Here is a 21,415-nt window from a genome sequence, read left to right as displayed (position 1 = left end):
GATAGTGAATCGGATGGGGATTGAAACGGCTCACGAGCCAACCGAATCAGTCCACTCTAGCCCGAAAGACCCTTGTGATCTCCGGAGTGATTCCTTCTCCGAGAACGAGAGATTCCACATCCTTCAAGCGAGCCTTACGGATGGCTTTTGCCGCGGCCTCGATTTCGGCATCGATGCGCTCACCCTTCATAAAGACCATCTCGCCCCCTGGCGCCAGAAGGTGTTCGGTCGAAGGAATCAGCTTGGAAAGGGCCGTGACTGCACGAGCCGTTATCTGACTCAAGGCCTCAGCGTAGGGAGCATCCTGAGAGCGCGAGCGATCAACAACGACATTGGTCAGGCCGAGACGACTAGCTTCAGCGTTGAGCCAATCAACTCGGCGCTCCATGGGCTCAATCAGTACGAACTCGACATCCGGCCGGGCGATCGCAAGCACCAAGCCAGGCAGGCCTGCACCACTTCCGATGTCACCAACAAGACCTGGTCGAAGCAGGGGAGCGACAAGGACACAATTAATGATGTGCCGTGACCACAAACGCGGTACCTCTAAAGGACCAATAAGACCGAGTTCCTCACCACGGAGAGCCAAACTCTCGGTGTAGGCACGCGCGAGCTCAATCCGAGCGCCAAAAAGTTCAGAAGCAATCTCCGGCTCAGATTCGAGCCTCAGTCCATCCGTCAATGTTTCACGTGAAACTATGAACGAGTGATGACTGTGTGACGGTCGCGGCCTTCACCGCTGGACTGCGAGACAAAACCACGCTCGGCTACAACATCATGAACGAGCTTGCGCTCGTAAGAGGACATAGGGGGGAGTGCTGCGGAGTCAGACCCCGCCTCGATGCGAGCAACAGCCGCGTCTACCAACTTGGCAAGCTCAGCTGCGCGCGCCTCACGCGAACCACCGATATCGAGAATCAGGCGCGAAAAAACACCCGTCTTATTCTGAACAGCTATTCGCGTGAGCTCCTGCAGTGCCGTAACTGTCTCTGGCTTAGAAAGAAGTCGCAGATTCGTGTCTTCACTCGAGGTCACCGAGATATACGAACGCCCGGCACGCGCGTCGATTTCGATATCGCCGTCAAGGTCCGCAATATCGAGCAGTTCCTCGATGTAGTCAGCCGCGATGTCGCCCTCTTCTTCGAGCTGCGCTGTCGTGCGGTCTAGACGATCATCAACAGGAGCATCCTCAATGGCGGCGCTGTTGGTTTCAGAAACGTTCGTCATTTCTTTTTTCCCTGCTTCTTCTTTGCACGGTTCTTGCTAACGGGCTGATCCCGCTGCGGGTTCTTCGGCTCTTCAATAACGATGGTGCCGGCCTCGGGCGTCTCTTCGACGATCCCCTTGCGCTGATTGCGCTTGGCGAGACGCGCCTCACGAGCCAGCGCGGCCTCACTACCAGGAGTGGGCATGTTGCGGATGACGAGGAACTGCTGACCCATGGTCCAGAAGTTCGAGACGAGCCAGTAGAACATCACGCCGAGCGGGAAGGTGAAACCCGAGAAGGCAAACACGAGGGGGAGTAGGTACAACATGATCCGCTGTTGGCGGTACATGGGGCTGGCTTTCATCTCTGCCGACTGGTTCTTCGACATGATCTGAAGCTGAGTAATGAACTGCGAACCCGTCATCAAAATAACCATGATGACTGCGGTGACGATGACGGCTACATTGCCCTCTGCAGTACTGATAGCAAGGTGTAGCGGCGCAATATCGAAAAGTGAAGAGGTTCCGAATGACTCTGCGAGGTCCGCGTTGAGTAGTCCAACGCCCGCAGGATGGTCCTCAAGCTGAGCTTCACGTAGTACTGAAAAGAGACCGAAGAAGATCGGCATCTGGAGGAGCAAGGGGAGGCAGGAGCTGAAGGGGTTAGTTCCAGCCTTCTTGTACATCTCCATGGTTTCGCGCGACATTGCCTCGCGGGAGAACTGATCCTTTTTGCCCTTGTACTTGTCTTGAATCTTTTTGAGCTGCGGTGCAACTTCCATCATGCGACGCTGGCTTTTGATCTGACGAACAAAAACTGGAATCAACGCGGCACGAACTACCAGCACGAGACCGACGATCGACAACACCCAGGTGAGGCCGGCATCCGGATCCATACCGAAGAATGTGATGACCTCATGGAACGCTACGAGGATTGCTTCGATCACCCACTTGATTGGCCAAAGCAGACTGCTAAAGAAAGCGAAAAAGTCCATGAAGTGGTTAGCCCCTTTCGTGGCTTGCGGCTACAACAAAGCCGAACCGAGTGATCTGGTAGCGGTCATGCCGGCGAGCCGGGATGTCGTCGACTCCTCCTTCTGCCCACGGGTGACAGCGAAGGATCCGACGAGAGCCAAGCCACACACCACGGAGAACACCATGTTGCTGGATAGCTTGAAGAGTGTAGTGGGAACACGACGGGTAATAACGGCAGACATCTCCATAAAGAGGAGATACAACCGCACGGTAGATGCGCAGTACAAGAACACAGATATTCCTTGGAATGAGCAACGCGAACGTAGCGACGGAGTTCATGCCTTCACCACGATGCGGTCAATCCCTTCTGCGATCTCAGCCAGTAGCGTAGTGGACTCAGCTTGCGCAGCGCCTGCTAGAGCCCGAACAACGATGTCCACATCAGTGTCAATATTCGGCAGCAATTGAAAAGCTGCGGCACGAAGTCGACGACGCACTCGGTTTCGTACCACAGCATTGCCCACCGCCTTGGACACGATGAATCCGAATCGGACTCCCTGTGATCGCTCATTCTTCACAATGTGAAGAATGCAGTGCGGTGCTGTAAAACGACGACCCCGACGAACGGCCAAACGAAAATCGCTTGGCAACGCTACGCGGTTCGCCTTAGACAGCACCGGACGAGACTAAGCGGAGAGTTCGGTGCGTCCCTTGCGACGACGCGCGCTCAAAATCGAGCGGCCGGCACGAGTGCGCATACGAAGACGGAAACCGTGTACCTTCGCGCGGCGACGGTTGTTCGGCTGAAAAGTTCTCTTGCTCATAGCTATATCTCCAAGGCCCAGCTCTGGCAGCCGGGAAGAATTGGTAGGCCCTAGGGCCGGAAGTCAACTGATTAAAACTACGGCGTTAAACGCATGCGGTCAAACCGCAATGTGAATGACGCCGCATTATCCACACAGAATACATCGGCATTGGTAACGACATGCTGTGGACAACTAAGGTGACTATCGGTGCATAACGGCCAAAAGATCACAGTATTTCAGCGAGAATAGCTGTACTCACCAGTGGATAAGCCTGTGAGTAATTATTGACGAGGGATGGGAAAAGAATGTCGGAAACACCCGACCCTACTAAGGGACTATGGCAAATAGTTCTGTCACACCTCAACGGAGACGAACGAATTACCCCTCAACTACAGGGCTTCGTGAACTTGGTTGAACCCAAAGGCGTTATGGCCGGCACCCTCTACTTAGAAGTTCCCAACGAACTCACTCGAGGAATGTTAGAACAGCGACTTCGTCAACCATTCATTGATGCGATCGCTGCTCTGGATGATTCCCACGGTGTCACCAACTTCGCGACTGTCGTCAATCCGGAGATCCAGCAAGACGCTCTCTCCCAAGACATCCCTCACACAGAACAGCCCTATATCGAGCCAACACCTCCGGCTCCCGTCGAGAAATCGTCGCCTCGACGAAGTGACTCGAGACTGAATCCCAAATACAGCTTCGACAATTTTGTAATCGGCGGCTCAAACCGTTTCGCACACGCGGCAGCAGTTGCAGTCGCAGAGGCCCCGGCAAAGGCATACAACCCTCTCTTCATTTATGGCGGATCCGGTCTCGGCAAGACTCACCTCTTGCATGCAATTGGTCACTACGCCGAGAGCCTCTACCCAGGCATCCGTGTGCGCTACGTCAGCTCAGAAGAGTTCACCAATGACTTCATCAACTCAATTGCCAATAACCGTGCTTCGGTATTCCAATCTCGCTACCGCGAGATCGATATCCTCCTGATTGACGACATCCAGTTTTTGCAGGGTAAAGACTCGACTCAAGAGGCGTTCTTTCACACCTTCAATACGCTTCACGACCACAACAAACAGGTGGTCATCACCAGCGACCTTCCGCCCAAACACCTCACGGGTTTTGAAGACCGGATGCGATCACGCTTCGAGTGGGGCCTGATTACTGATGTACAAGCTCCTGACCTCGAAACTCGCATTGCAATTCTGCGTAAGAAGGCCCAGAGCGAGAAGATGCAGGTGGGCAACGACATCCTCGAGTTCATGGCGTCGAAGGTCTCCTCCAACATCCGGGAACTCGAGGGCACGCTAATTCGTGTCACGGCGTTCGCAAGCCTCAATCGCACAGAAGTCGATATGGCCTTGGTTCAAACCGTACTCAAAGACCTCATCACTCTTGATGAAGACAACGTGATCGCCCCGGTCGACATCATCAATCACACAGCTGACTACTTCAAGCTCACCGTTGACGACCTCTACGGTTCGTCCCGTTCGCAGGCTGTAGCTACCGCACGTCAGATTGCAATGTACCTCTGCCGAGAGATGACAAATCTCTCGCTACCCAAGATCGGTCAGCTCTTCGGCAATCGCGACCACACCACTGTGATGTACGCCAATAAGAAGATCACCGAACTCATGAAAGAACGCCGCTCGATCTATAACCAGGTCACCGAGCTCACCAGTCGCATCAAACAAAATCACCGATTCAGCCAAAAATAGGTTTTCCCACTTGGGGATAACTTGGGGATAACCTCTTCAACTCGCCGGAAAGATTGTTGACCACAAAAAACTTTCTGTGGAATTGAGAATTCCTGTAACTCGAGTTTTCACGAAGAGTGCGATTGTTCTCCACGTCTCGTCAACAAGTCACACTGATGTAGTTTCCAGCAATTACAAGAAATTCACAGAGTTATACACACAATCCACAGTGGTTAAGAGTGTGACCTTTAAAGAATGAAATTTGAATCCCAAATAACCTGTAGTTCGCAAGTGGATTGGCTGTGCCAGTATTAACTGCCAGAGCGTGATCCGGTTAGGGGTAGTTCATGAAGTTTCAGGTCAATCGTGACGTCTTCAGCGAGGCGGTTTCGTTTGCGGTAAAACTGCTGCCGCAGCGAACGACGTTGCCCATTTTGAGCGGTGTCTTGATCGAAGCCACTGATGAAGGCCTGACGTTGTCGTCTTTCGACTACGAAGTTTCAGCTCGAACCCAGATCGTCGCAGAGGTTGAAGAGCCTGGTCGCATTCTCGTTTCAGGCAAGCTCTTGGCAGACATTGCGAGCCGACTGCCCAACGCCCCCGTGCGTTTTAGCACCGAAGAGAACAAGATCATTGTCGCGTGCGGTACCGGTCATTTCACACTCTCAAGCATGCCCGTGGAAGAGTACCCAAGCCTTCCTCAAATTTCTGACAAGGTTGGCACACTAAAAGCTGACCTGTTCTCCGCAGCAATTTCGCAAGTAGCCGTCGCTGCGTCTCGCGATGATGTGACCCCGGTGATCACAGGTGTGCAGCTCGAAGTTTCACAGAACAACATTTCGCTTGTTGCTACCGATCGTTACCGTGTGGCTGTTCGTGACATCGAATGGGATGCCGGGGCATCCGGAGTTGAGTCGGCAACAGCACTCGTGCCGGCAAAGACTCTGATGGAGGTCGGTAAGACTTTCGGAAACAGTGGTGAGATTTCAGTGGCCATCACTAGCACCGATGAGCGTGAGCTGATTGCGTTCCAGGCAGAGAAGAAAACAGTGACCTCGTTGCTGATTAAGGGAAACTTTCCACCGGTTCGCCGACTTTTTCCCGAGACTGTGGATAACTTCGCCGTCATGAACACTGGAGAGCTCATTGAAGCTGTCCGACGAGTTTCACTTGTGCTCGAACGTGAAGCAGCCTTGCGATTTACTTTCACCGATGAGGGGGTAACTCTCGAGGCAATCGGATCCGAGCAGGCCCAAGCGTCTGAAACCATCGATGCTTTCTTGACCGGTGACGACACCGTCGTTTCGTTGAAACCCCAGTTCTTGATTGATGGCCTCAGCTCGGTCCACTCTGAATTCGTGCGTATTTCATTCACGAAGACTGAGAACCCCAATAAGCCTGGCCCGGTCTTGATCACGAGCCAGTCATCCAAGGATCAACCAGGCAGCGACAACTACAAGTACCTGCTGCAGCCCAACCTATTGTTGAGGTAACTCATGGCAGACACCATGCACATCGGAATTGTTGGGCTCGGCAAAATGGGCAGCAACATGCGTGAACGCATGCGAGCTGCAGGTCTCACAGTGACGGGGTATGACCCGAATACTGAAGTGAGCGATGTAGCCGAACTAACGGATCTAGTGGATGACCTTCCGACGCCGCGCGTTGTGTGGGTCATGGTTCCGTCTGGGGCGATAACTGATTCTGTAATTACGGATGTATCTGCGCTTCTTGAACCCGGTGACTTGGTAATCGATGGTGGTAATACCCGGTTTACTGATGATCAATTGCACCGAGACCAACTAGCGAAATTGAAAATCTCTTTTGTGGATGTCGGAGTTTCTGGCGGCATTTGGGGACTCGACAACGGCTATGGGCTGATGGCCGGCGGCGACAAAGACGATATCGAACGCGCTATGCCCATTTTTGATGCACTTCGCCCTGAAGGACCACGGGATGAGGGCTTTGTTCATGCGGGGCCCGTCGGTGCCGGTCACTACGCCAAAATGGTTCACAACGGCATCGAATATGCGTTGATGCAGGCGTGGGCTGAAGGATTCGAACTCCTCGATAGTCGTAAAGATCTCATCGAGGATGTTCCTGGAACGTTTAAAGCATGGCAGCGTGGAACGGTAGTGAGATCATGGCTTCTTGAACTGTTGGTGAAAGCCCTAGAAGAAGATCCTGAGTTCGCTGATATTGCTGGTTACGTTGAGGATTCGGGCGAGGGCCGTTGGACAGTGCACGAGGCACTCAACCAAGCAGTCGCGGTTCCGACTATTAGTGCAGCAATATTTGCGCGTTTTGTATCACGTCAAGCAGATTCGCCCTCAATGAAGGCTGTCGCAGCTCTCCGCAATCAGTTCGGCGGGCATAGCGTCCGCAAGAACTAAGCTTTGCCGCGATGCGCGTAACTCACGTCGAGCTCAAGGACTTTCGTAATTACAGAGAGCTCACACTCGAACTTGTTCCAGGGCCAACGCTCATTGTTGGATCGAATGGCCAAGGTAAAACCAACCTGGTCGAAGCGCTGGGTTTTCTCAGCACTCTCGGTTCTCATCGAGTTTCCACCGATCATGCGATGGTGCGTCAATCGATGGATGCTGCGATTGTCAGGGTGAGACTTGAACACAATGAGCGCAAGTTCTTGGCCGAGGTGCAAATTAATCGTTCCGGGGCCAACCGAGCTCAGATCAATCGTTCCGTCATCCGAACTCGAGAGCTTCCGCGGTACTTTTCGAGCGTCTTATTTGCGCCAGAAGACCTTGCTCTCGTTCGAGGAGAACCTTCAGGTCGACGCCGCTTTATCGATGACCTTCTTGTGCTGCGATCACCGCGCTTTAGCGGCGTAATGAGTGACTACGAACGTGTAGTGAAACAACGCAACATGCTGTTAAAGTCGGCGAGAGCATCCGGGGTCCGAGACACGCAGCTGAGCACTCTTGATGTGTGGGATGAACGTCTGATCGCATTCGGGTCAGAAATTATCAGTGCACGAAGCGCTCTCGTGGCAGATCTCAGTCCCGAAGTTGCGCGTGCTTATGAACGGATTGTGGGAGCCGACCACGGTGCGTCACTCGCCAACTCATTGAGTGTTATTTCTCGGCAGGATGATCCGGACAACGCCGTAGCAACAAATGACGTCGGCGAAATAATTTCAGTCGCTGACGCGACCGCGGCGTTCACTGCAGCGCTAGCTTCAGTTAGAAAAGCAGAACGAGACCGCGCGATCACCCTCGTCGGTCCCCACCGCGATGACCTCATTTTTGGTCTTAACGGATTGCCAGCTCGCGGCTATGCAAGTCACGGCGAATCCTGGTCGTTCGCTCTTGCTCTCAAACTAGCGTCTGCAGAATTACTTCGTCGAGACTCCGCAGCTGGCGATCCTGTACTCATCTTGGATGACGTTTTCGCAGAATTGGATCAATCACGGCGAGAACGGCTAGCAAGTTCTATTTCTGGTTTTGAGCAAGTTCTCATTACGGCTGCGGTCTATGGTGATGTGCCGGCCGAGCTCGCGGCTAACGTTGTGCGAATTCAAGCCGGCAAGGTGATTTCAAGTGAATGAACGTGATCCGAACGTCGATGAGCATGTCGCGGTATATCTACGTTTTCGCGATGTTTTTGGTGACGCAACAAAACGTTCGTATATGGCGCGCAAGAGAAATACGAAGGAACCAGGAACCAGCGTTCCCTTCGCTCCCGGGCGCGACCCCCATGGGCTTGGCGATGTGATGGATAGCTTAACGTCAAACATGGGATGGAAATCGCCGCTTGCGCGATCGGAACTCATTCTTGCGTGGACGACCATCGTTGGTGCCGAAACAGCGGAGCATTCAGAGCCGGTAGGAATCGAGGAGGGCGTGTTGACCATCCGATGTGATTCGACGGCGTGGGCGACACAGTTGCGACTGATGCGCGGACAGATCACTACGACGATTGCTCAGCAACATCCAGAAGCAGGCGTGGAATCGGTTCGCTTTGAAGGCCCCAACGCCCCTTCGTGGAAAAGAGGCCCCAGATCAATTCCAGGTAGGGGCCCGCGCGATACTTACGGCTAGGGAGACAAAATAGGTCACGCCGCTAAAGAAACTCCCGCAGAACGCTATTTGACCGCCGCGGGCGCTCGGAATTTGTTAGAATCTCATTAGCCGTCGGACGCACCTCCCTATGGAGTTATCTGCTCTGAATGGCGAGTGTGAACTAGCGGCAGGAGCCTAACTTCAGATGACATCGACACCCTCGAACGACGTGCCCGAGAGCCAGATTATTGCCAACGGTCACGTTGCCGCAGACAGCTACGGTGCCGATCAAATTCAGATCCTTGAGGGTCTCGAAGCGGTACGCAAGCGTCCCGGTATGTACATCGGCTCCACCGGGCCACGCGGTTTGCACCATTTGGTTTATGAAGTTGTCGACAACTCTGTTGACGAAGCTCTCGCTGGCTACTGCGACAACATCAATGTGTGGATTCGCAAAGATGGTTCCGTTCGCGTTCGCGATAACGGCCGTGGTATTCCGGTAGACCTGAACCAGCAAGAACAAAAGTCAACTGTCGAAGTGGTCATGACGATTCTGCACGCCGGTGGAAAATTCGGCGGCGGCGGCTACGCCGTATCGGGTGGACTCCACGGTGTGGGTATCTCCGTTGTTAACGCGCTGTCAGAGAAAGTTGAAACCGAAGTTCGTCGCCAAGGCCACGTATGGAGCATCGGATTCGAGAACGGTGTTCCCACTGCACCCCTTGTTCAAGGCGAAAGCACTGAAGAAACCGGAACCCAGCAGACTTTCTGGCCGAGCAAAGAGACGTTCGAAACAGTTGAGTTCGATTTTGAAACGCTGCGCGCGCGCTTCCAGCAGATGGCGTTCCTTAACAAGGGGCTGCGCATCACAATCACCGATGAGCGCGGTGAAGAAGAAATTTCCGAGAGCTACATGTATGAGCGTGGCCTTGTTGACTACGTCGAGTACTTGAATAAGACAAAGAAGAACGAACTCATTCATCCGGATGTTATTGCGTTCGAGTCGGAAGACACCGAAAAGAAGATTTCGCTTGAAGTTGCGATGCAGTGGACGGGTGGATACTCCGAGAGTGTTCACACCTACGCCAACACCATCAACACTCACGAGGGTGGAACCCACGAAGAGGGTTTCCGTGCGGCACTCACCACTCTGGTTAATCGTTACGCGCGCGAGAAAAACATCATCAAGGAAAAGGACGAGAACCTTTCTGGTGACGACGTTCGTGAAGGACTGACCGCGGTCATTTCGATCAAGCTTGGCGAACCTCAGTTCGAAGGCCAAACCAAAACCAAGCTCGGTAATACCGAAGCCAAGGCGTTTGTTCAGCGCATTGCGGGACAACAGCTCGGTGACTGGTTCGACCGCAACCCCACGCAAGCGCGCGATGTTATTCGCAAAGCAATTCAGGCCTCGCAGGCTCGACTTGCAGCTCGCAAGGCGCGCGAACAAACTCGCCGCAAGGGACTTCTCGAATCGAGCGGAATGCCCGGAAAGTTGCGCGACTGCTCGAGCAAAGATCCCTCGCTTTCCGAAATCTTCATGGTTGAGGGTGACTCGGCAGGCGGCTCCGCAGTTCAGGGCCGTAACCCCGAGTTCCAGGCGATCCTTCCGCTCCGAGGCAAAATCCTTAACGTAGAAAAGGCGCGCCTCGATCGAGCTCTCGGAAATGCTGAAGTCCAGGCGATGATCACGGCGTTCGGTGCCGGTGTAGGTGAGGACTTCGATCCCGAAAAGGCTCGGTACCACAAGATCGTTTTGATGGCTGATGCCGATGTTGATGGCCAGCACATCACGACATTGCTGCTCACCCTGCTCTTCCGCTATATGCGTCCGCTCATTGATTTGGGTTATGTCTACCTCGCGCAGCCACCGCTCTACCGTCTCAAATGGAGCAACGCGCAGCATCAGTACGTGTATAGCGACGCTGAGCGCGATGCGTTAACAGAACTGGGACTCTCAGAAGGCAAGCGCATGCCCAAGGACAACGGCATCCAGCGTTACAAGGGTCTCGGTGAGATGGACTACAAGGAACTCTGGGAAACCACGATGGATCCTGCAACTCGCACGCTTCTTCAAGTCACATTGGATGACGCTGCCGCGGCGGACGAAATCTTCTCGACTCTCATGGGCGAAGACGTCGAGTCTCGCCGAAACTTCATCCAGCGCAATGCCAAAGACGTCCGCTTCTTAGACATCTAGCTCCAACCGAGCTCACGGCGCCCGCACTCGCGACAGATACAGACTGGAACTGAAATTTAATGGCTGACGAAGAAACTCCGAAGAAGACCTTCGAAGACGCACCCGTAGACGACCGGCACGACAAGATCAACCAGGTCGACCTTCAACTGGAGATGCAACGCTCCTACCTCGACTATGCGATGAGCGTCATCGTGGGCCGTGCGCTTCCTGAGGTGCGCGATGGTTTGAAGCCAGTGCACCGTCGCGTTATTTATGCGATGTACGACGGTGGATACCGCCCAGACAAGGGTTTCTCCAAGTGCACCCGTGTCATCGGTGACGTCATGGGACAGTTCCATCCGCACGGTGACTCCTCGGTGTACGACGCACTCGTTCGTCTCGTTCAGCCGTGGAGCCTGCGTTACCCGTTGGCCCTAGGCCAGGGAAACTTCGGGTCTCCCGGAAACGACGGCGCTGCAGCTCACCGTTATACCGAAACCAAGATGGCCCCGCTGGCCATGGAGATGGTTCGGGACATTGAAGAAGACACCGTCGACTTTCAAGACAACTACGACGGTCGCACCCAGGAACCCACAGTTCTGCCGAGCCGTTTTCCCAACCTGCTCGTCAATGGTTCGGTGGGTATCGCGGTCGGTATGGCTACGAACATCCCGCCGCACAACCTGCGCGAGGTGGGGGAGGGTGCACTCTGGCACCTAGCAAACCCCGATGCTAGCCACGAAGAACTCGTCGAAGCACTCATTCAGCGCATCAAGGGACCAGACTTCCCGACCGGCGCCCAGATCTTGGGTGTCAAGGGGATACAGGATGCGTACCGCACTGGGCGCGGATCGATCACGATGCGCGCAGTGGTTAATGTCGAAGAGCTTCAGGGTCGCACCTGCCTCGTCGTCACTGAACTGCCATATCAGGTCAACCCCGATAATCTGGCCCTGAAAATTGCGGATCTCGTCAAGGATGGCAAGCTCGCCGGCATCGCCGACATCCGTGATGAGACGTCGGGCCGTACCGGCCAGCGCCTCGTCATCGTGCTCAAGCGCGATGCCGTAGCCAAGGTTGTTCTCAACAACCTCTACAAGCACACGCAGCTGCAGGAAAACTTCGGCGCGAACATGCTCGCGATCGTTGACGGCATCCCGCGCACGCTCTCGATTGACGGCTTCATCACTGAGTGGGCTACCCACCAGATCGAAGTTATTGTTCGCCGTACCGAGTTCCGTCTGCGCAAGGCCGAAGAGCGCGCCCACATTTTGCGTGGTTATCTGAAGGCTCTGGATGCTCTGGATGAGGTTATTGCGCTCATCCGTCGTTCACCGACCGTCGAAGATGCCCGCACCGGGCTTATTGAACTACTCGACATTGACGAGATTCAAGCTCGCGCGATTCTTGACATGCAGCTTCGTCGCCTCGCGGCACTAGAACGCCAGAAGATCATCGATGAGCACGACGAGATCGAGACTCAGATTGTTGATTTCAAGGCGATCATTGCTAGCAAGGAACGCCAGAGCAACATTGTCAGCGAAGAACTGACCGAGCTTCTCGCCAAATATGGTGACGATCGCCGCACCGAAATCATGATGGGTTTCGACGGCGATATGAGCATGGAAGACCTCATCCCCGAAGAGGAGATGGTGGTCACCGTCACTCGCGGCGGCTACGTGAAGCGCACGCGCAGTGACAACTACCGCAGCCAACACCGCGGCGGCAAGGGAGTCAAGGGCGCTCAACTCCGCGCTGATGATGTGGTTGATCATCTCTTCGTGACTACGACCCACCACTGGTTGTTGTTCTTCACGAATACTGGTCGTGTTTATCGCGCGAAGGCCTACGAATTGCAAGAGGGTGGCCGTGACGCCAAGGGCCAGCACGTTGCCAACTTCTTGGCGCTTCAGCCAGGCGAAGAGATCGCGCAGATTCTCGACATCCGTGATTATGAGCAGTCGACCTACCTGGTGCTCGCGACCCTCAATGGTCTCGTGAAGAAGACTGCGCTAGCGGACTACGACACCAACCGCAGTGGCGGAATTATCGCGGTGAACCTCCGCGAGGGTGACGAACTCGTTTCGGCAATGCTCGTCGAAAACACGGATGATGTCTTGCTGGTTTCGCGCAAGGGAATGTCGATTCGGTTCACGGCATCCGACGAAGCACTCCGACCGATGGGGCGTTCCACCTCCGGTGTAATGGGAATGAGCTTCCGTGAGGAGGACCAGCTTCTCAGTGCGAGCGTGGTTCCGGAAAGCGGTTTTGTGTTCGTGGTAACCGAGGGCGGGTTCGCGAAGCGTACTGCTGCCGATCAGTACCGCGTTCAGGGCCGTGGCGGCTTGGGTATCAAGGTTGCCAAACTCGACGGAACTCGCGGTGACTTGGCGGGTGCCCTGATGGTCGGGGACGAAGACGAAGTTCTTGTGGTTCTTGCCAGTGGCAAGGTGGTACGCTCTTCTGTCGCTGAGGTTCCGGCCAAGGGTCGTGACACTATGGGCGTCGTTTTCGCCCGGTTTGCAGCGGAAGACAAGATCATTGCAATCGCGCGAAACAGCGAACGAAATCTAGAGAACAAAGAACTTGAAGCTGGGAACGATAGTGTTCCGAGTGAAGATGCCCCTGCTGGGAAGGACGAGTCGGTAGATGAGTAGTGTCGCGGAGAAGCTGCAGCGCAAGTCGCAGCGCCAAACATCGGTTAAACAGGTTCGCCTCAAGCTGGTGTACATCGACTTCTGGTCGGCTGTAAAGTTCTCATTCCTTGTGGCAGTGTCGCTGGGAATCGTTCTTGTCGTCGCCTCTCTCTTGATCTGGATCGTTCTGAATTCCACGGGAATCTTCGGAAAGCTCGACGAGATTTTCCGTGACGTTCTCAGCGATGAGACGTTCAGTGTTGCCACGAGCTTCTCTCTGGGACAGGTGGCTGGATTCTCGCTCGTGGTCGCAGTTCTCAATGTTCTAGTTGGTACTGCGCTCGGTGCAATTGCGAGTATGCTTTATAACTTCAGCGTCCGACTGACCGGCGGAATCCTCGTGGGTTTCACCAATAACTAGTCGATTACGCCAAACGGTCAGAATGCGGTACTCTCGTATCTGCCCAACGGGGGTATAGCTCAGGCGGTTAGAGCGCTTCGCTGATAACGAAGAGGTCCGTGGTTCAAGTCCACGTACCCCCACTGGAATCTTCACAAGAGATTCCTTAATTGGGGCCTTAGCTCAATTGGTAGAGCGCCTGCTTTGCAAGCAGGAGGTCAGGGGTTCGATTCCCCTAGGCTCCACAGCACGACAACGAAAACCCCGGCCAGATTACTGGCCGGGGTTTTCGCGTTAACGACTTTGTGGCTGCGCCGCGATCAATTGCTGTGCGACCGCTTGTGGCGTTTGAGCAGCATGAGTGTGCCGCCGGTCAGGATGAGAAGCGCCGCCCCAATCACGGCCGCGAAGGCGGGTTCATTGCCGGTGGCGGGCAGGAGATCCTCGAGCGAAGAAACGACTAGCACGTAGCTAGCTGAGCTCGACGGGGATGCCCCATTGCTCGCAGTGATTGTGAATGAAAACGAGCGGACGGTAGTTGGCGTTCCTGAAACAAGCCCGGATGCTGAATTCAATGTCAGGCCGGAGGGGAGTGAACCAGAATGTCGCTGTTGGCGTTCCACTGGCGGTGATTGTGAATGAGTAGGGCGTGTCTACTGTGGATGCAGGTGGTGCCGTCGAGGTTATTGTCGGGCTAGTGGTGACCGTTCCAAACGTTGTCGAACATCCCGAGGGAACGGTTATCGGGTTGGAGTCCAGGGTGACTGCCCCTGTGCTGGCGAGAAGTCTTCCTTCGACAGTTGCACTTGTCAAAGCACTAATGGATTGTTTCGCCAGCACTGTGCCGACCATCAAAGAGTTGTCTCCGAGCGTCGCCGAGCTACCCACTTGCCAGAAAACGTTGCACGAGCTGGCTCCACCGGTCACGGTGATGTTGCTTGCGGAACCTGTGATGAGAGTACTTGCGGCTTGAAACACCCACACCGAGGAAGCACTGCCGCTCAAGGTGAGGTTCCCTGACAATGAAAGCTCGCCACCCGAATACACGCCGGGGGTGAGCGAGAGTCCAGTGAGATCACTGAGTCCCGACGTGGTGGGCGTCAGGCTCGCCGCGGTGTTGTAGGCCGTGGTGAGGTCTACTTGTGCTTGAGACGCTACGGAATCGGCGAAGTGGTCTGTGTCCCGGTGAAACTGCCATCCGGCGGCCCAGTGAACCCGGTGATCGCAGAGTCTGGGCTGACACCAATATCGCCGGCCACCGTCGTCGGTCCGGTGTTCGTGATCGCGCTGGCACCGAGAACCCCGAATTGAGACGCGGTACCCAGATTGATCGGACCATCGATTGAAGTTGCTGCCCAGCTAGGGCTTGCAGTGAGAAGAAGAAGGCCGGTAATGGCAACCACAGCGGCTGATCTGGCGACGGAATTTCTGCGCGGACGAGTATTAGATTTCATGGGAACGCCAGCCCAATAGGACGGGTACGTGGAGAAACGAGATGTTCCCACGAAGAACGGCTCCCGTTTGGCAACACTACCACGCGATATAGCGTGCATTATCACACTATGAAAACTATTACAAAACGGCTCTGGCCCGGTTCCAATCGGAACCGGGCCAGAGCCGTACAGAGGTTGTGGCTACACCGCATTTGGTGAGCAGCAGAAAGAAGCTATGCAGTCTCTGCTTCGTCGTCGATCCAGAGGTCGTCATCTGCGCGCAACGTCTGCCACGCGGCGTATGCGACTCCTACGGCCGCAACTACGCCAACGCCGATGAGGATGTAGCGACCGAACCCAGCTGACTTCGGCTGTGGTTTAACGAGCCCCGTCTTTTCGCCCGCTGTGGTCGCGAGGTCAGATACGCGAGCAAAAGCATCCCGAACCTGCTGGTTCTTCGCTACCTCGATTGCCGCGAGGGCTGTGCCAAGCGCTGAGGTTACGGCGGGCAGGATGTCGCCCTTGACCTTGTTGCGCGTGCTTTCGGCCGCTGAGCGGGCGCCAGCGACGGATGAGGACACAACGGGCTTCACTCGAGTGTCGATCGTGCTGTGAATCTTGGGGCTGACTTCTTCACGAGCGTAGTTGGCGGCCTGTTGGCTCGCCTCTCGTACAACCGCGGAAGCATGGTCGAGCAGCTCCTTTTGGTCATTCCACAGGTCTTCAGCTTGACCTTTCAAGCGCTTGAGTTCTTTCCGGCGTTTGCGAGTTAGTGCCACGGGAAACCTCCAAAGATGGTCGAACGGTGACTCCATACTGCCACGGCGCGTTCCGAGTCCGCACTGCTTTGCCTGTGAGCACCCTGAATAACTGGTCTCCGAGGCTCAGGTTGGCTATGTAAGAATTGACCTTATGTCTCAACACACCGCAGTTGCCACGATCAAGACGAACCTCGGAGAAATCCGCCTCAACCTCTTCGGCAACCACGCCCCGAAGACCGTTGCAAACTTCGTTGGTCTCGCTAAGGGCGATATCGAATGGACCCACCCGGCTACTGGTCAAAAGACCACCGCGCCTCTCTACGATGGTGTCATTTTCCACCGCATCATCAAGCAGTTCATGCTTCAAGGTGGCGACCCTCTAGGTAAGGGTATCGGCGGTCCTGGCTACAACTTCGACGACGAAATTCACCCCGAGCTCAACTTCTCGGCCCCGTACATTCTCGCGATGGCAAACGCCGGCACGCGTGGCGGCAAGGGAACCAACGGTTCGCAGTTCTTCATCACCACCGTCGCCACTCCGTGGCTTCAGGGCAAGCACACCATTTTCGGTGCTGTAGCTGACGACGAGTCGAAGAAGGTTGTCGACGCGATCGAAGCAGTTGACACCGACGGTAGCGACAAGCCGCTCACTGACGTTGTCATCGAGAGCGTCACGATCGACGAGGTCTAACCTTCGTGACCACATCGCCGGATGCCAGCGGTAACTACTGCTATCGGCATCCAGACCGGCAAAGTTTCACTCTCTGCCAGCGATGTGGGCGCACCGTATGCCCCAGCTGCCAAACGCAGGCAGCTGTGGGCGTACATTGCCCCGAATGTATAAAAGAGGCCCGCGCTAACGGGCCGAAGCGCAAACCAGTCTTGGTTCGCGCCGCTCGCTCCTCGCGAGGCAAGCCCGTCGTCACCTACACGCTGATGGCGTTGACAATTGCGGTGTTCCTGCTGCAACTGATCCCGGGATCAGGCGTCACTCAAGCGCTCGTCTACTACCCGCCCCTGACAGCGGTTGAGCCGTGGCGCATGATTACCTCGGCATTCCTGCACTCGACGAGTGGAATTTTCCACATCGGCTTCAACATGTTTACGCTCTTCATTTTCGGGCGCGCGCTTGAGATTCCCTTGGGACGAGCTCGCTTCATCGCGCTCTATTTGATCAGCGCCCTTGGCGGGTCAGTTGCCGTGTTGCTTATTGCGCCTGGATCCGTTGTGCTCGGAGCATCCGGGGCCATTTTCGGAATTGTTGCCGCATTCTTTGTTATTCAGCGCCGCATGGGCGTGAACAATCGGGTGCTGCTCATTGTTCTTGTGATCAACCTTGTCGCCGGCTTTATCCCAGGGCTCAACATTTCTTGGGAAGCTCACGTTGGCGGACTCATTACGGGAGCGGTGCTCGCGCTCGTCTTCTTACGACAGCGCAACAAGAGATCCGCGAATTCGGAGATTGCGCTCGTGGCTCTCGTCGCCGCGGCACTGATCGCCCTGACACTTGTGAGAATCTTCGTTCTATAAGTGACTAAAAGTTATCCACAGGTTTATTAACACTGGGTATAACTACACGCGTGTAATTTCTAACGCCACCGAGTTGTCATGAGGAATCCAATGAAGAGGATGCCGAAACCAACAAGAATGTTCCAGCTGCCGAGTGACGCAACAGGCAACTGCTGGTTGCTGACGTAGAACACGATGATCCAAGCGAGCCCAATCAGCATGAAGCCGAACATGACGGGCTTGAACCAGACCGCGTTGGGTGCGTCTTCAGCGGGACGTGACGGTGACTTTTCTGCAGAATTACGGGCCATGGGAGAGATTCTAGCGCGAACGCCCTGAGTGAAGAACGGCTGAGCGGAAACGAGCAAGAGACTGCGGATAGAATTGCGCCTATGGTTCTCGAAGACGGCCGCCGATCGAGGCGCAGGGCGAAACCCCGCCGCCGAGCTTCTTTTATTGGAGTCCTCGGCGAGATCTTCATTACCGCCGGCGTCGTTGTGCTTCTCTTTCTTGTCTGGCAGACCTGGGTGAACAACATCTTTGTGAGCAATACCCAGCGTGATGAAGCGCTAGAGCAGAGCCAACAGTGGAACAAAGGCGAAGCCGTAAAGCTTGCTCCCGACGAACGCGCCGACCCCGGTGTTCCCATCGTCGATGAAGCGCCGGGCGAGGCCCAAGTTTTTGGAACGCTCATCGTGCCTCGATTCGGCGCCGACTACACCCGCCCCATCGCCGAAAGCGTAAGCCTCGAGCGCGTGCTCAACACCCGCGGAGTTGGCCACTACACGGGCACCCAAATGCCGGGCGAGGTGGGCAACTTCGCTGTAGCCGCGCACCGTACCGGGTGGGGTAATCCGTTCTATGACATCAACAAGCTCCAGCTGGGTGACAGTGTTTATGTCGAGACTGAAGCCGGGTGGTATCGCTACGTCTTCCGGTCGCTGGAGTATGTCCCGGCATCCGGCGTTGGAGTTCTCAATCCGGTTCCACAGTTTGACGGAGCTGTTGCCAGTGACCGCATCATGACTCTCACCAGTTGCAACCCGATCTACACCGCCGACGAGCGAATAATCGCGTATGCCGTGTATGACACCTGGTACCCCCGGTCGGAGGGCGCTCCCTCTGAAATCGCCGCTATCGTGAACAACCTCGAAGGAGCTGGCTGATGTATGCAGCACTCTGGCGTGTACTCCCGGGCCCAGCGCTCGTGAGAGTTCTTCTCTTGCTCATTCTCGCTGCGGCAGCTGTTGCCGCCCTCTTTACGTGGGTCTTTCCCTGGGTTCTCCCGATGGTCACTCCGTTGGATGCGACGGTGCAACAGTGACCCGCATACTCGTCATCGACAACTACGACAGCTTTGTTTACACCCTTAATGGCTATCTTCTTGAGCTCGGGGCGACAACGGAGGTTGTTCGCAACGATGCTTTCAGCGCGGATGACGCGGCCGCAACAATTGCGGAGTACGACGCCGTGCTGCTCTCGCCCGGTCCCGGCACGCCGGCCGACGCAGGAGTGAGCATCCCGATTGTGCACGCAGCAATCGCCACGGGTAAACCGCTTTTTGGAGTGTGTCTTGGGCACCAGGCCATTGCTGAGGCGCTCGGAGCCACAGTGACACATGCCGACGAGCTGATGCACGGCAAGACGTCGAAGATCGAACATGATGACAGTCTCATTTTCCGTGACATGCCTCAGCCCTTCACCGCTACTCGATATCACTCGCTTGCGATTGTGGATGGCACAGTTCCGGAAGAACTTGTCGTGACAGCGCGCACGCTAGGCGGAGTGATCATGGGAATCCAACACGCCACTATGCCGGTGTACGGCGTGCAATTCCATCCGGAGTCAGTCTTAACTGAGGGCGGATATCTCATGCTTGGCAACTGGTTGTCGCGAGTGGGGATGCCCGAGGCTCCTGCTCTGGCGAAGACACTTACGCCGCTCGTTCACAACTAGCGCTACTGCTCTTCTTTGTGCCCGTGTGGAGCTATGGCGGGCGCCTCGTGGCGGTAGCTGAATAATCCGTGATGTACGTTGAGGTAACTACCCGGCGCAGTACTGAAGTGTGACTTCGGACTTCTGTGCTTGGTCGCCCACAATCGACTGGTAGCTGACGACGTTGCCCGAGCATCCGAAGTCTGCGTTCAGCCTGACGCTTAACTGCAGGCCCGTCAGCGTGCTGTTGGCCTCGCCAATATCCTTGCCCGTGACATCCGGAACCTGCACGAGACCATTCGAGACAACAAGGTTGACCGTCTCACCCTCGCGGATAATCTCGCCGTCGGCGGTGCGCTCGGCATCACCGCGCGGATCAGAACTGACGACCGTCCCCTTCTTGAGATTGGGGGAGTAGGTCTGCGAAGTAGACCCGTAAACGAGTCCTGCCGACTCGAGCAATGCGATCGCAGCGTCTTCCTGCATGTTTGCGACATTGGGCACCGTGACGGGAGAGCGGCCCAAGGAAACAATCACTTGGACTTCGAAGCCGAGAGCGACCGTCTGGCCTGGGCCAGGATCAGTGCGGATGATGACACCCTCTTCGACGGTTTCACTCGCCTGGTCGACGCGCTTCGGAACCAGCTCTAGCTCGGTGAGCAGTGCTGCACCCTCGTCGTAGGTCATCGAGGCAACATCAGGAATATCGACCGCTGATGTGCCGGTCAATTGCGCGGGGCTGAGGCTGAACGCCCAGACCACCACCGAAACGATAATGACCGCCATGACCGCGATACCACCCCAGATCCACGCTACAGGCGGACGATTCTGGGTGCGCGGGGTACGGTCGTTTTCATCGACAGCGAGCTGGCGGAAAGTTGCATCACTGCCCGCAGTCGCGTTGGGGTTGACCCCGAAGAGAGTGGAGTTGAAGTCGTTGGGGGCGAGTTGCTTGCGATCCGGAACAGAACCCGCAGCTGCCGCCTCGACGTCGGTGCGGAACTCTGCCGCGCTCTGATAGCGATCGAAACGGTCTTTTGCGAGTGAGCGCAACACAACAGCGTCGAGCGCGGGAGAAACCGCGGCTATCGTCGTGCTTGGCGGGACCGGCTCAGAGTTGACGTGCTTGTAGGCAACAGCGACCGGGTTCTCTCCGCTGAACGGAGGCTGACCGGTAAGAAGCTCAAACAGAACGACGCCTGTGGAGTAGAGGTCGGAACGTGCATCCACCCCTTCACCACGAGCTTGTTCGGGGGAGAAGTACTGAGCGGTACCCACGATAGCGCTGGACTCCGCGATCGTGGCAGCAGAGTCGGAGACGGCACGGGCGATGCCAAAGTCCATGACTTTTACTTGACCACTCGCGGTGACCATGATGTTGCCTGGCTTGATGTCGCGGTGAACTACGCCGGCACGGTGTGAGTATTCCAGCGCAGTGAGTACTTGCGAAACGATGCGTGTTGCTTCTTCAGGAGCAATCGGCCCGTCGGCAACCATATCTTTCAAAAGCCGGCCGTCGACGTACTCCATGATGATGAACGGAATGAGCGTCTCGTGACCAGAAGGGTCGATTACCGACTCTTCACCGGCATCAAAGATACGCACGATTGTGGGGTGCGCCATCTTGGCGGCATCATGAGCTTCTCGACGGAACCGAGTACGGAAGGCAGGATCATTGGCAAGTGTCGGCTTGAGCAACTTGATAGCGACGCGGCGACCGAGCCGTGAATCCATTCCCAAGTGAACATCGGCCATTCCGCCATGACCGAGAAGCTCGCCAATTTGGTACCGTCCAGCGAGCTGGCGTACGCCCTGTGCAACGCCTTCGCTCACTGTTTCACTCCTGATTGTTA

The 21,415-nt window shown here is 55.6% G+C and carries 25 protein-coding genes and 2 tRNA genes; 16 read left to right on the top strand and 11 right to left on the bottom strand.

Annotation, left to right across the window (positions count from 1 at the left end; all coding sequences use genetic code 11):
* Window positions 1-46: 46 nt before the first annotated feature.
* Genes rsmG through rpmH form a run of 6 tightly spaced genes read right to left on the bottom strand, consistent with a single transcriptional unit; the run spans window position 47 to window position 3,005 of the window.
* Entirely contained in the window at window positions 47-682 is a 636-nt protein-coding gene (gene rsmG / locus AACZ26_RS01350) for a 16S rRNA (guanine(527)-N(7))-methyltransferase RsmG (RefSeq protein WP_339618533.1), read from the bottom strand.
* 14 nt (window positions 683-696) lie between these two features.
* On the bottom strand, window positions 697-1,227 hold the full coding sequence (locus AACZ26_RS01345) for a R3H domain-containing nucleic acid-binding protein (protein ID WP_339618532.1): 531 nt from the start codon (window positions 1,225-1,227) through the stop codon (window positions 697-699).
* The gene (gene yidC / locus AACZ26_RS01340) at window positions 1,224-2,201 is read right to left on the bottom strand and encodes a membrane protein insertase YidC (protein ID WP_339618531.1); all 978 of its coding nucleotides are present in this window, start codon (window positions 2,199-2,201) and stop codon (window positions 1,224-1,226) included. The genes AACZ26_RS01345 and yidC overlap by 4 nt, the downstream gene beginning before the upstream one ends.
* A gap of 7 nt (window positions 2,202-2,208) precedes the next feature.
* Window positions 2,209-2,520: a membrane protein insertion efficiency factor YidD gene (yidD, locus tag AACZ26_RS01335; RefSeq protein ID WP_339618530.1), complete on the bottom strand. Its 312-nt coding sequence runs from the start codon at window positions 2,518-2,520 to the stop codon at window positions 2,209-2,211.
* Window positions 2,517-2,858: a ribonuclease P protein component gene (rnpA, locus tag AACZ26_RS01330; protein ID WP_339618528.1), complete on the bottom strand. Its 342-nt coding sequence runs from the start codon at window positions 2,856-2,858 to the stop codon at window positions 2,517-2,519. The genes yidD and rnpA overlap by 4 nt, the downstream gene beginning before the upstream one ends.
* A gap of 9 nt (window positions 2,859-2,867) precedes the next feature.
* The gene (gene rpmH / locus AACZ26_RS01325) at window positions 2,868-3,005 is read right to left on the bottom strand and encodes a 50S ribosomal protein L34 (RefSeq protein ID WP_055810406.1); all 138 of its coding nucleotides are present in this window, start codon (window positions 3,003-3,005) and stop codon (window positions 2,868-2,870) included.
* Between the two features lie 287 nt (window positions 3,006-3,292).
* On the opposite strand from rpmH, the gene dnaA reads away from it, so the two are divergent.
* From dnaA to AACZ26_RS01275, 10 genes are all read left to right on the top strand, one after another.
* On the top strand, window positions 3,293-4,708 hold the full coding sequence (gene dnaA, locus AACZ26_RS01320; protein WP_339618517.1) for a chromosomal replication initiator protein DnaA: 1,416 nt from the start codon (window positions 3,293-3,295) through the stop codon (window positions 4,706-4,708).
* Window positions 4,709-5,034: 326 nt separating this feature from the next.
* Complete coding sequence (dnaN, locus tag AACZ26_RS01315; protein ID WP_339618516.1) at window positions 5,035-6,180, top strand: DNA polymerase III subunit beta; 1,146 nt, start codon at window positions 5,035-5,037, stop codon at window positions 6,178-6,180.
* A gap of 15 nt (window positions 6,181-6,195) precedes the next feature.
* Window positions 6,196-7,080, top strand: coding sequence for a phosphogluconate dehydrogenase (NAD(+)-dependent, decarboxylating) (gene gnd / locus AACZ26_RS01310; protein WP_339620610.1), 885 nt, complete (start codon window positions 6,196-6,198; stop codon window positions 7,078-7,080).
* 11 nt (window positions 7,081-7,091) lie between these two features.
* A complete protein-coding gene (gene recF, locus AACZ26_RS01305; protein ID WP_339618515.1) occupies window positions 7,092-8,255 on the top strand; it encodes a DNA replication/repair protein RecF in 1,164 nt (387 codons plus the stop codon).
* Window positions 8,248-8,748 carry a DciA family protein gene (locus AACZ26_RS01300; RefSeq protein ID WP_339618514.1) on the top strand — a complete coding sequence of 167 codons (501 nt, stop codon included), beginning with the start codon at window positions 8,248-8,250 and terminating at the stop codon, window positions 8,746-8,748. The genes recF and AACZ26_RS01300 overlap by 8 nt, the downstream gene beginning before the upstream one ends.
* A 166-nt stretch (window positions 8,749-8,914) precedes the next feature.
* Complete coding sequence (gene gyrB, locus AACZ26_RS01295) at window positions 8,915-10,909, top strand: DNA topoisomerase (ATP-hydrolyzing) subunit B (RefSeq protein ID WP_339618513.1); 1,995 nt, start codon at window positions 8,915-8,917, stop codon at window positions 10,907-10,909.
* Between the two features lie 59 nt (window positions 10,910-10,968).
* A complete protein-coding gene (gyrA, locus tag AACZ26_RS01290) occupies window positions 10,969-13,545 on the top strand; it encodes a DNA gyrase subunit A (RefSeq protein ID WP_339618512.1) in 2,577 nt (858 codons plus the stop codon).
* Window positions 13,538-13,945: a DUF3566 domain-containing protein gene (locus tag AACZ26_RS01285; protein WP_339618511.1), complete on the top strand. Its 408-nt coding sequence runs from the start codon at window positions 13,538-13,540 to the stop codon at window positions 13,943-13,945. The genes gyrA and AACZ26_RS01285 overlap by 8 nt, the downstream gene beginning before the upstream one ends.
* Window positions 13,946-13,993: 48 nt before the next feature.
* A tRNA-Ile gene (locus AACZ26_RS01280) sits at window positions 13,994-14,067 on the top strand.
* Window positions 14,068-14,096: 29 nt separating this feature from the next.
* A tRNA-Ala gene (locus tag AACZ26_RS01275) sits at window positions 14,097-14,169 on the top strand.
* Window positions 14,170-14,244: 75 nt separating this feature from the next.
* On the opposite strand, the gene AACZ26_RS01270 is transcribed toward AACZ26_RS01275, so the two are convergent.
* Entirely contained in the window at window positions 14,245-14,547 is a 303-nt protein-coding gene (locus AACZ26_RS01270) for an Ig domain-containing protein (RefSeq protein ID WP_339618510.1), read from the bottom strand.
* Window positions 14,548-14,573: 26 nt separating this feature from the next.
* Between AACZ26_RS01270 and AACZ26_RS01265 the strand changes: the two genes are divergently transcribed.
* Window positions 14,574-14,897: a hypothetical protein gene (locus tag AACZ26_RS01265; RefSeq protein ID WP_339618509.1), complete on the top strand. Its 324-nt coding sequence runs from the start codon at window positions 14,574-14,576 to the stop codon at window positions 14,895-14,897.
* A gap of 181 nt (window positions 14,898-15,078) precedes the next feature.
* Here the strand turns inward: AACZ26_RS01265 and AACZ26_RS01260 are convergent, their stop codons facing one another.
* Together AACZ26_RS01260 and AACZ26_RS01255 are read right to left on the bottom strand one after the other, a co-directional pair.
* Entirely contained in the window at window positions 15,079-15,477 is a 399-nt protein-coding gene (locus AACZ26_RS01260) for an ice-binding family protein (RefSeq protein WP_339618507.1), read from the bottom strand.
* Between the two features lie 113 nt (window positions 15,478-15,590).
* Window positions 15,591-16,136 (bottom strand): hypothetical protein, encoded by a 546-nt coding sequence (locus AACZ26_RS01255; protein ID WP_339618505.1) that lies wholly within the window; start codon window positions 16,134-16,136, stop codon window positions 15,591-15,593.
* A 133-nt stretch (window positions 16,137-16,269) separates the two neighbouring features.
* Here AACZ26_RS01255 and AACZ26_RS01250 point away from each other — a divergent pair, with 133 nt between their 5' ends.
* Window positions 16,270-16,809, top strand: a complete 540-nt coding sequence (locus tag AACZ26_RS01250; RefSeq protein ID WP_339618503.1) for a peptidylprolyl isomerase — start codon at window positions 16,270-16,272, stop codon at window positions 16,807-16,809.
* A 191-nt stretch (window positions 16,810-17,000) separates the two neighbouring features.
* Window positions 17,001-17,648 carry a rhomboid family intramembrane serine protease gene (locus tag AACZ26_RS01245; RefSeq protein WP_339618501.1) on the top strand — a complete coding sequence of 216 codons (648 nt, stop codon included), beginning with the start codon at window positions 17,001-17,003 and terminating at the stop codon, window positions 17,646-17,648.
* A 59-nt stretch (window positions 17,649-17,707) separates the two neighbouring features.
* Here AACZ26_RS01245 and AACZ26_RS01240 read toward each other — a convergent pair whose 3' ends face one another.
* Window positions 17,708-17,938 carry a cell division protein CrgA gene (locus AACZ26_RS01240; RefSeq protein ID WP_100387768.1) on the bottom strand — a complete coding sequence of 77 codons (231 nt, stop codon included), beginning with the start codon at window positions 17,936-17,938 and terminating at the stop codon, window positions 17,708-17,710.
* Window positions 17,939-18,019: 81 nt separating this feature from the next.
* On the opposite strand from AACZ26_RS01240, the gene AACZ26_RS01235 reads away from it, so the two are divergent.
* The 3 genes from AACZ26_RS01235 to AACZ26_RS01225 are packed head-to-tail and all read left to right on the top strand — an operon-like array spanning window position 18,020 to window position 19,583.
* Entirely contained in the window at window positions 18,020-18,793 is a 774-nt protein-coding gene (locus AACZ26_RS01235; RefSeq protein ID WP_339618498.1) for a class E sortase, read from the top strand.
* Complete coding sequence (locus AACZ26_RS01230) at window positions 18,793-18,951, top strand: hypothetical protein (protein ID WP_339618497.1); 159 nt, start codon at window positions 18,793-18,795, stop codon at window positions 18,949-18,951. Before AACZ26_RS01235 ends, AACZ26_RS01230 begins: the two co-directional genes overlap by 1 nt.
* Window positions 18,948-19,583 carry a gamma-glutamyl-gamma-aminobutyrate hydrolase family protein gene (locus tag AACZ26_RS01225; RefSeq protein ID WP_339618495.1) on the top strand — a complete coding sequence of 212 codons (636 nt, stop codon included), beginning with the start codon at window positions 18,948-18,950 and terminating at the stop codon, window positions 19,581-19,583. Before AACZ26_RS01230 ends, AACZ26_RS01225 begins: the two co-directional genes overlap by 4 nt.
* 87 nt (window positions 19,584-19,670) lie before the next feature.
* Here the strand turns inward: AACZ26_RS01225 and pknB are convergent, their stop codons facing one another.
* Window positions 19,671-21,395 (bottom strand): Stk1 family PASTA domain-containing Ser/Thr kinase, encoded by a 1,725-nt coding sequence (gene pknB / locus AACZ26_RS01220; protein ID WP_339618494.1) that lies wholly within the window; start codon window positions 21,393-21,395, stop codon window positions 19,671-19,673.
* Window positions 21,396-21,415: the final 20 nt, after the last annotated feature.

Source organism: uncultured Salinibacterium sp., assembly GCF_963974405.1.
Lineage (GTDB): Bacteria > Actinomycetota > Actinomycetes > Actinomycetales > Microbacteriaceae > Rhodoglobus.
This window is presented reverse-complemented; position numbering and strand designations above follow the sequence as displayed.

What these genes read in the sequence shown, in the direction of transcription:
- AACZ26_RS01345 (WP_339618532.1), bottom strand. Translation starts at nt 1,227, where the DNA reads ATGACGAACGTTTCTGAAACCAACAGCGCCGCCATTGAGGATGCTCCT.
- yidC (WP_339618531.1), bottom strand. Translation starts at nt 2,201, where the DNA reads ATGGACTTTTTCGCTTTCTTTAGCAGTCTGCTTTGGCCAATCAAGTGG.
- yidD (WP_339618530.1), bottom strand. Translation starts at nt 2,520, where the DNA reads ATGAACTCCGTCGCTACGTTCGCGTTGCTCATTCCAAGGAATATCTGT.
- rpmH (WP_055810406.1), bottom strand. Translation starts at nt 3,005, where the DNA reads ATGAGCAAGAGAACTTTTCAGCCGAACAACCGTCGCCGCGCGAAGGTA.
- dnaA (WP_339618517.1), top strand. Translation starts at nt 3,293, where the DNA reads ATGTCGGAAACACCCGACCCTACTAAGGGACTATGGCAAATAGTTCTG.
- dnaN (WP_339618516.1), top strand. Translation starts at nt 5,035, where the DNA reads ATGAAGTTTCAGGTCAATCGTGACGTCTTCAGCGAGGCGGTTTCGTTT.
- gnd (WP_339620610.1), top strand. Translation starts at nt 6,196, where the DNA reads ATGCACATCGGAATTGTTGGGCTCGGCAAAATGGGCAGCAACATGCGT.
- recF (WP_339618515.1), top strand. Translation starts at nt 7,092, where the DNA reads ATGCGCGTAACTCACGTCGAGCTCAAGGACTTTCGTAATTACAGAGAG.
- gyrB (WP_339618513.1), top strand. Translation starts at nt 8,915, where the DNA reads ATGACATCGACACCCTCGAACGACGTGCCCGAGAGCCAGATTATTGCC.
- gyrA (WP_339618512.1), top strand. Translation starts at nt 10,969, where the DNA reads ATGGCTGACGAAGAAACTCCGAAGAAGACCTTCGAAGACGCACCCGTA.
- AACZ26_RS01285 (WP_339618511.1), top strand. Translation starts at nt 13,538, where the DNA reads ATGAGTAGTGTCGCGGAGAAGCTGCAGCGCAAGTCGCAGCGCCAAACA.
- AACZ26_RS01260 (WP_339618507.1), bottom strand. Translation starts at nt 15,477, where the DNA reads ATGCACGCTATATCGCGTGGTAGTGTTGCCAAACGGGAGCCGTTCTTC.
- AACZ26_RS01250 (WP_339618503.1), top strand. Translation starts at nt 16,270, where the DNA reads ATGTCTCAACACACCGCAGTTGCCACGATCAAGACGAACCTCGGAGAA.
- AACZ26_RS01240 (WP_100387768.1), bottom strand. Translation starts at nt 17,938, where the DNA reads ATGGCCCGTAATTCTGCAGAAAAGTCACCGTCACGTCCCGCTGAAGAC.
- AACZ26_RS01235 (WP_339618498.1), top strand. Translation starts at nt 18,020, where the DNA reads ATGGTTCTCGAAGACGGCCGCCGATCGAGGCGCAGGGCGAAACCCCGC.
- AACZ26_RS01230 (WP_339618497.1), top strand. Translation starts at nt 18,793, where the DNA reads ATGTATGCAGCACTCTGGCGTGTACTCCCGGGCCCAGCGCTCGTGAGA.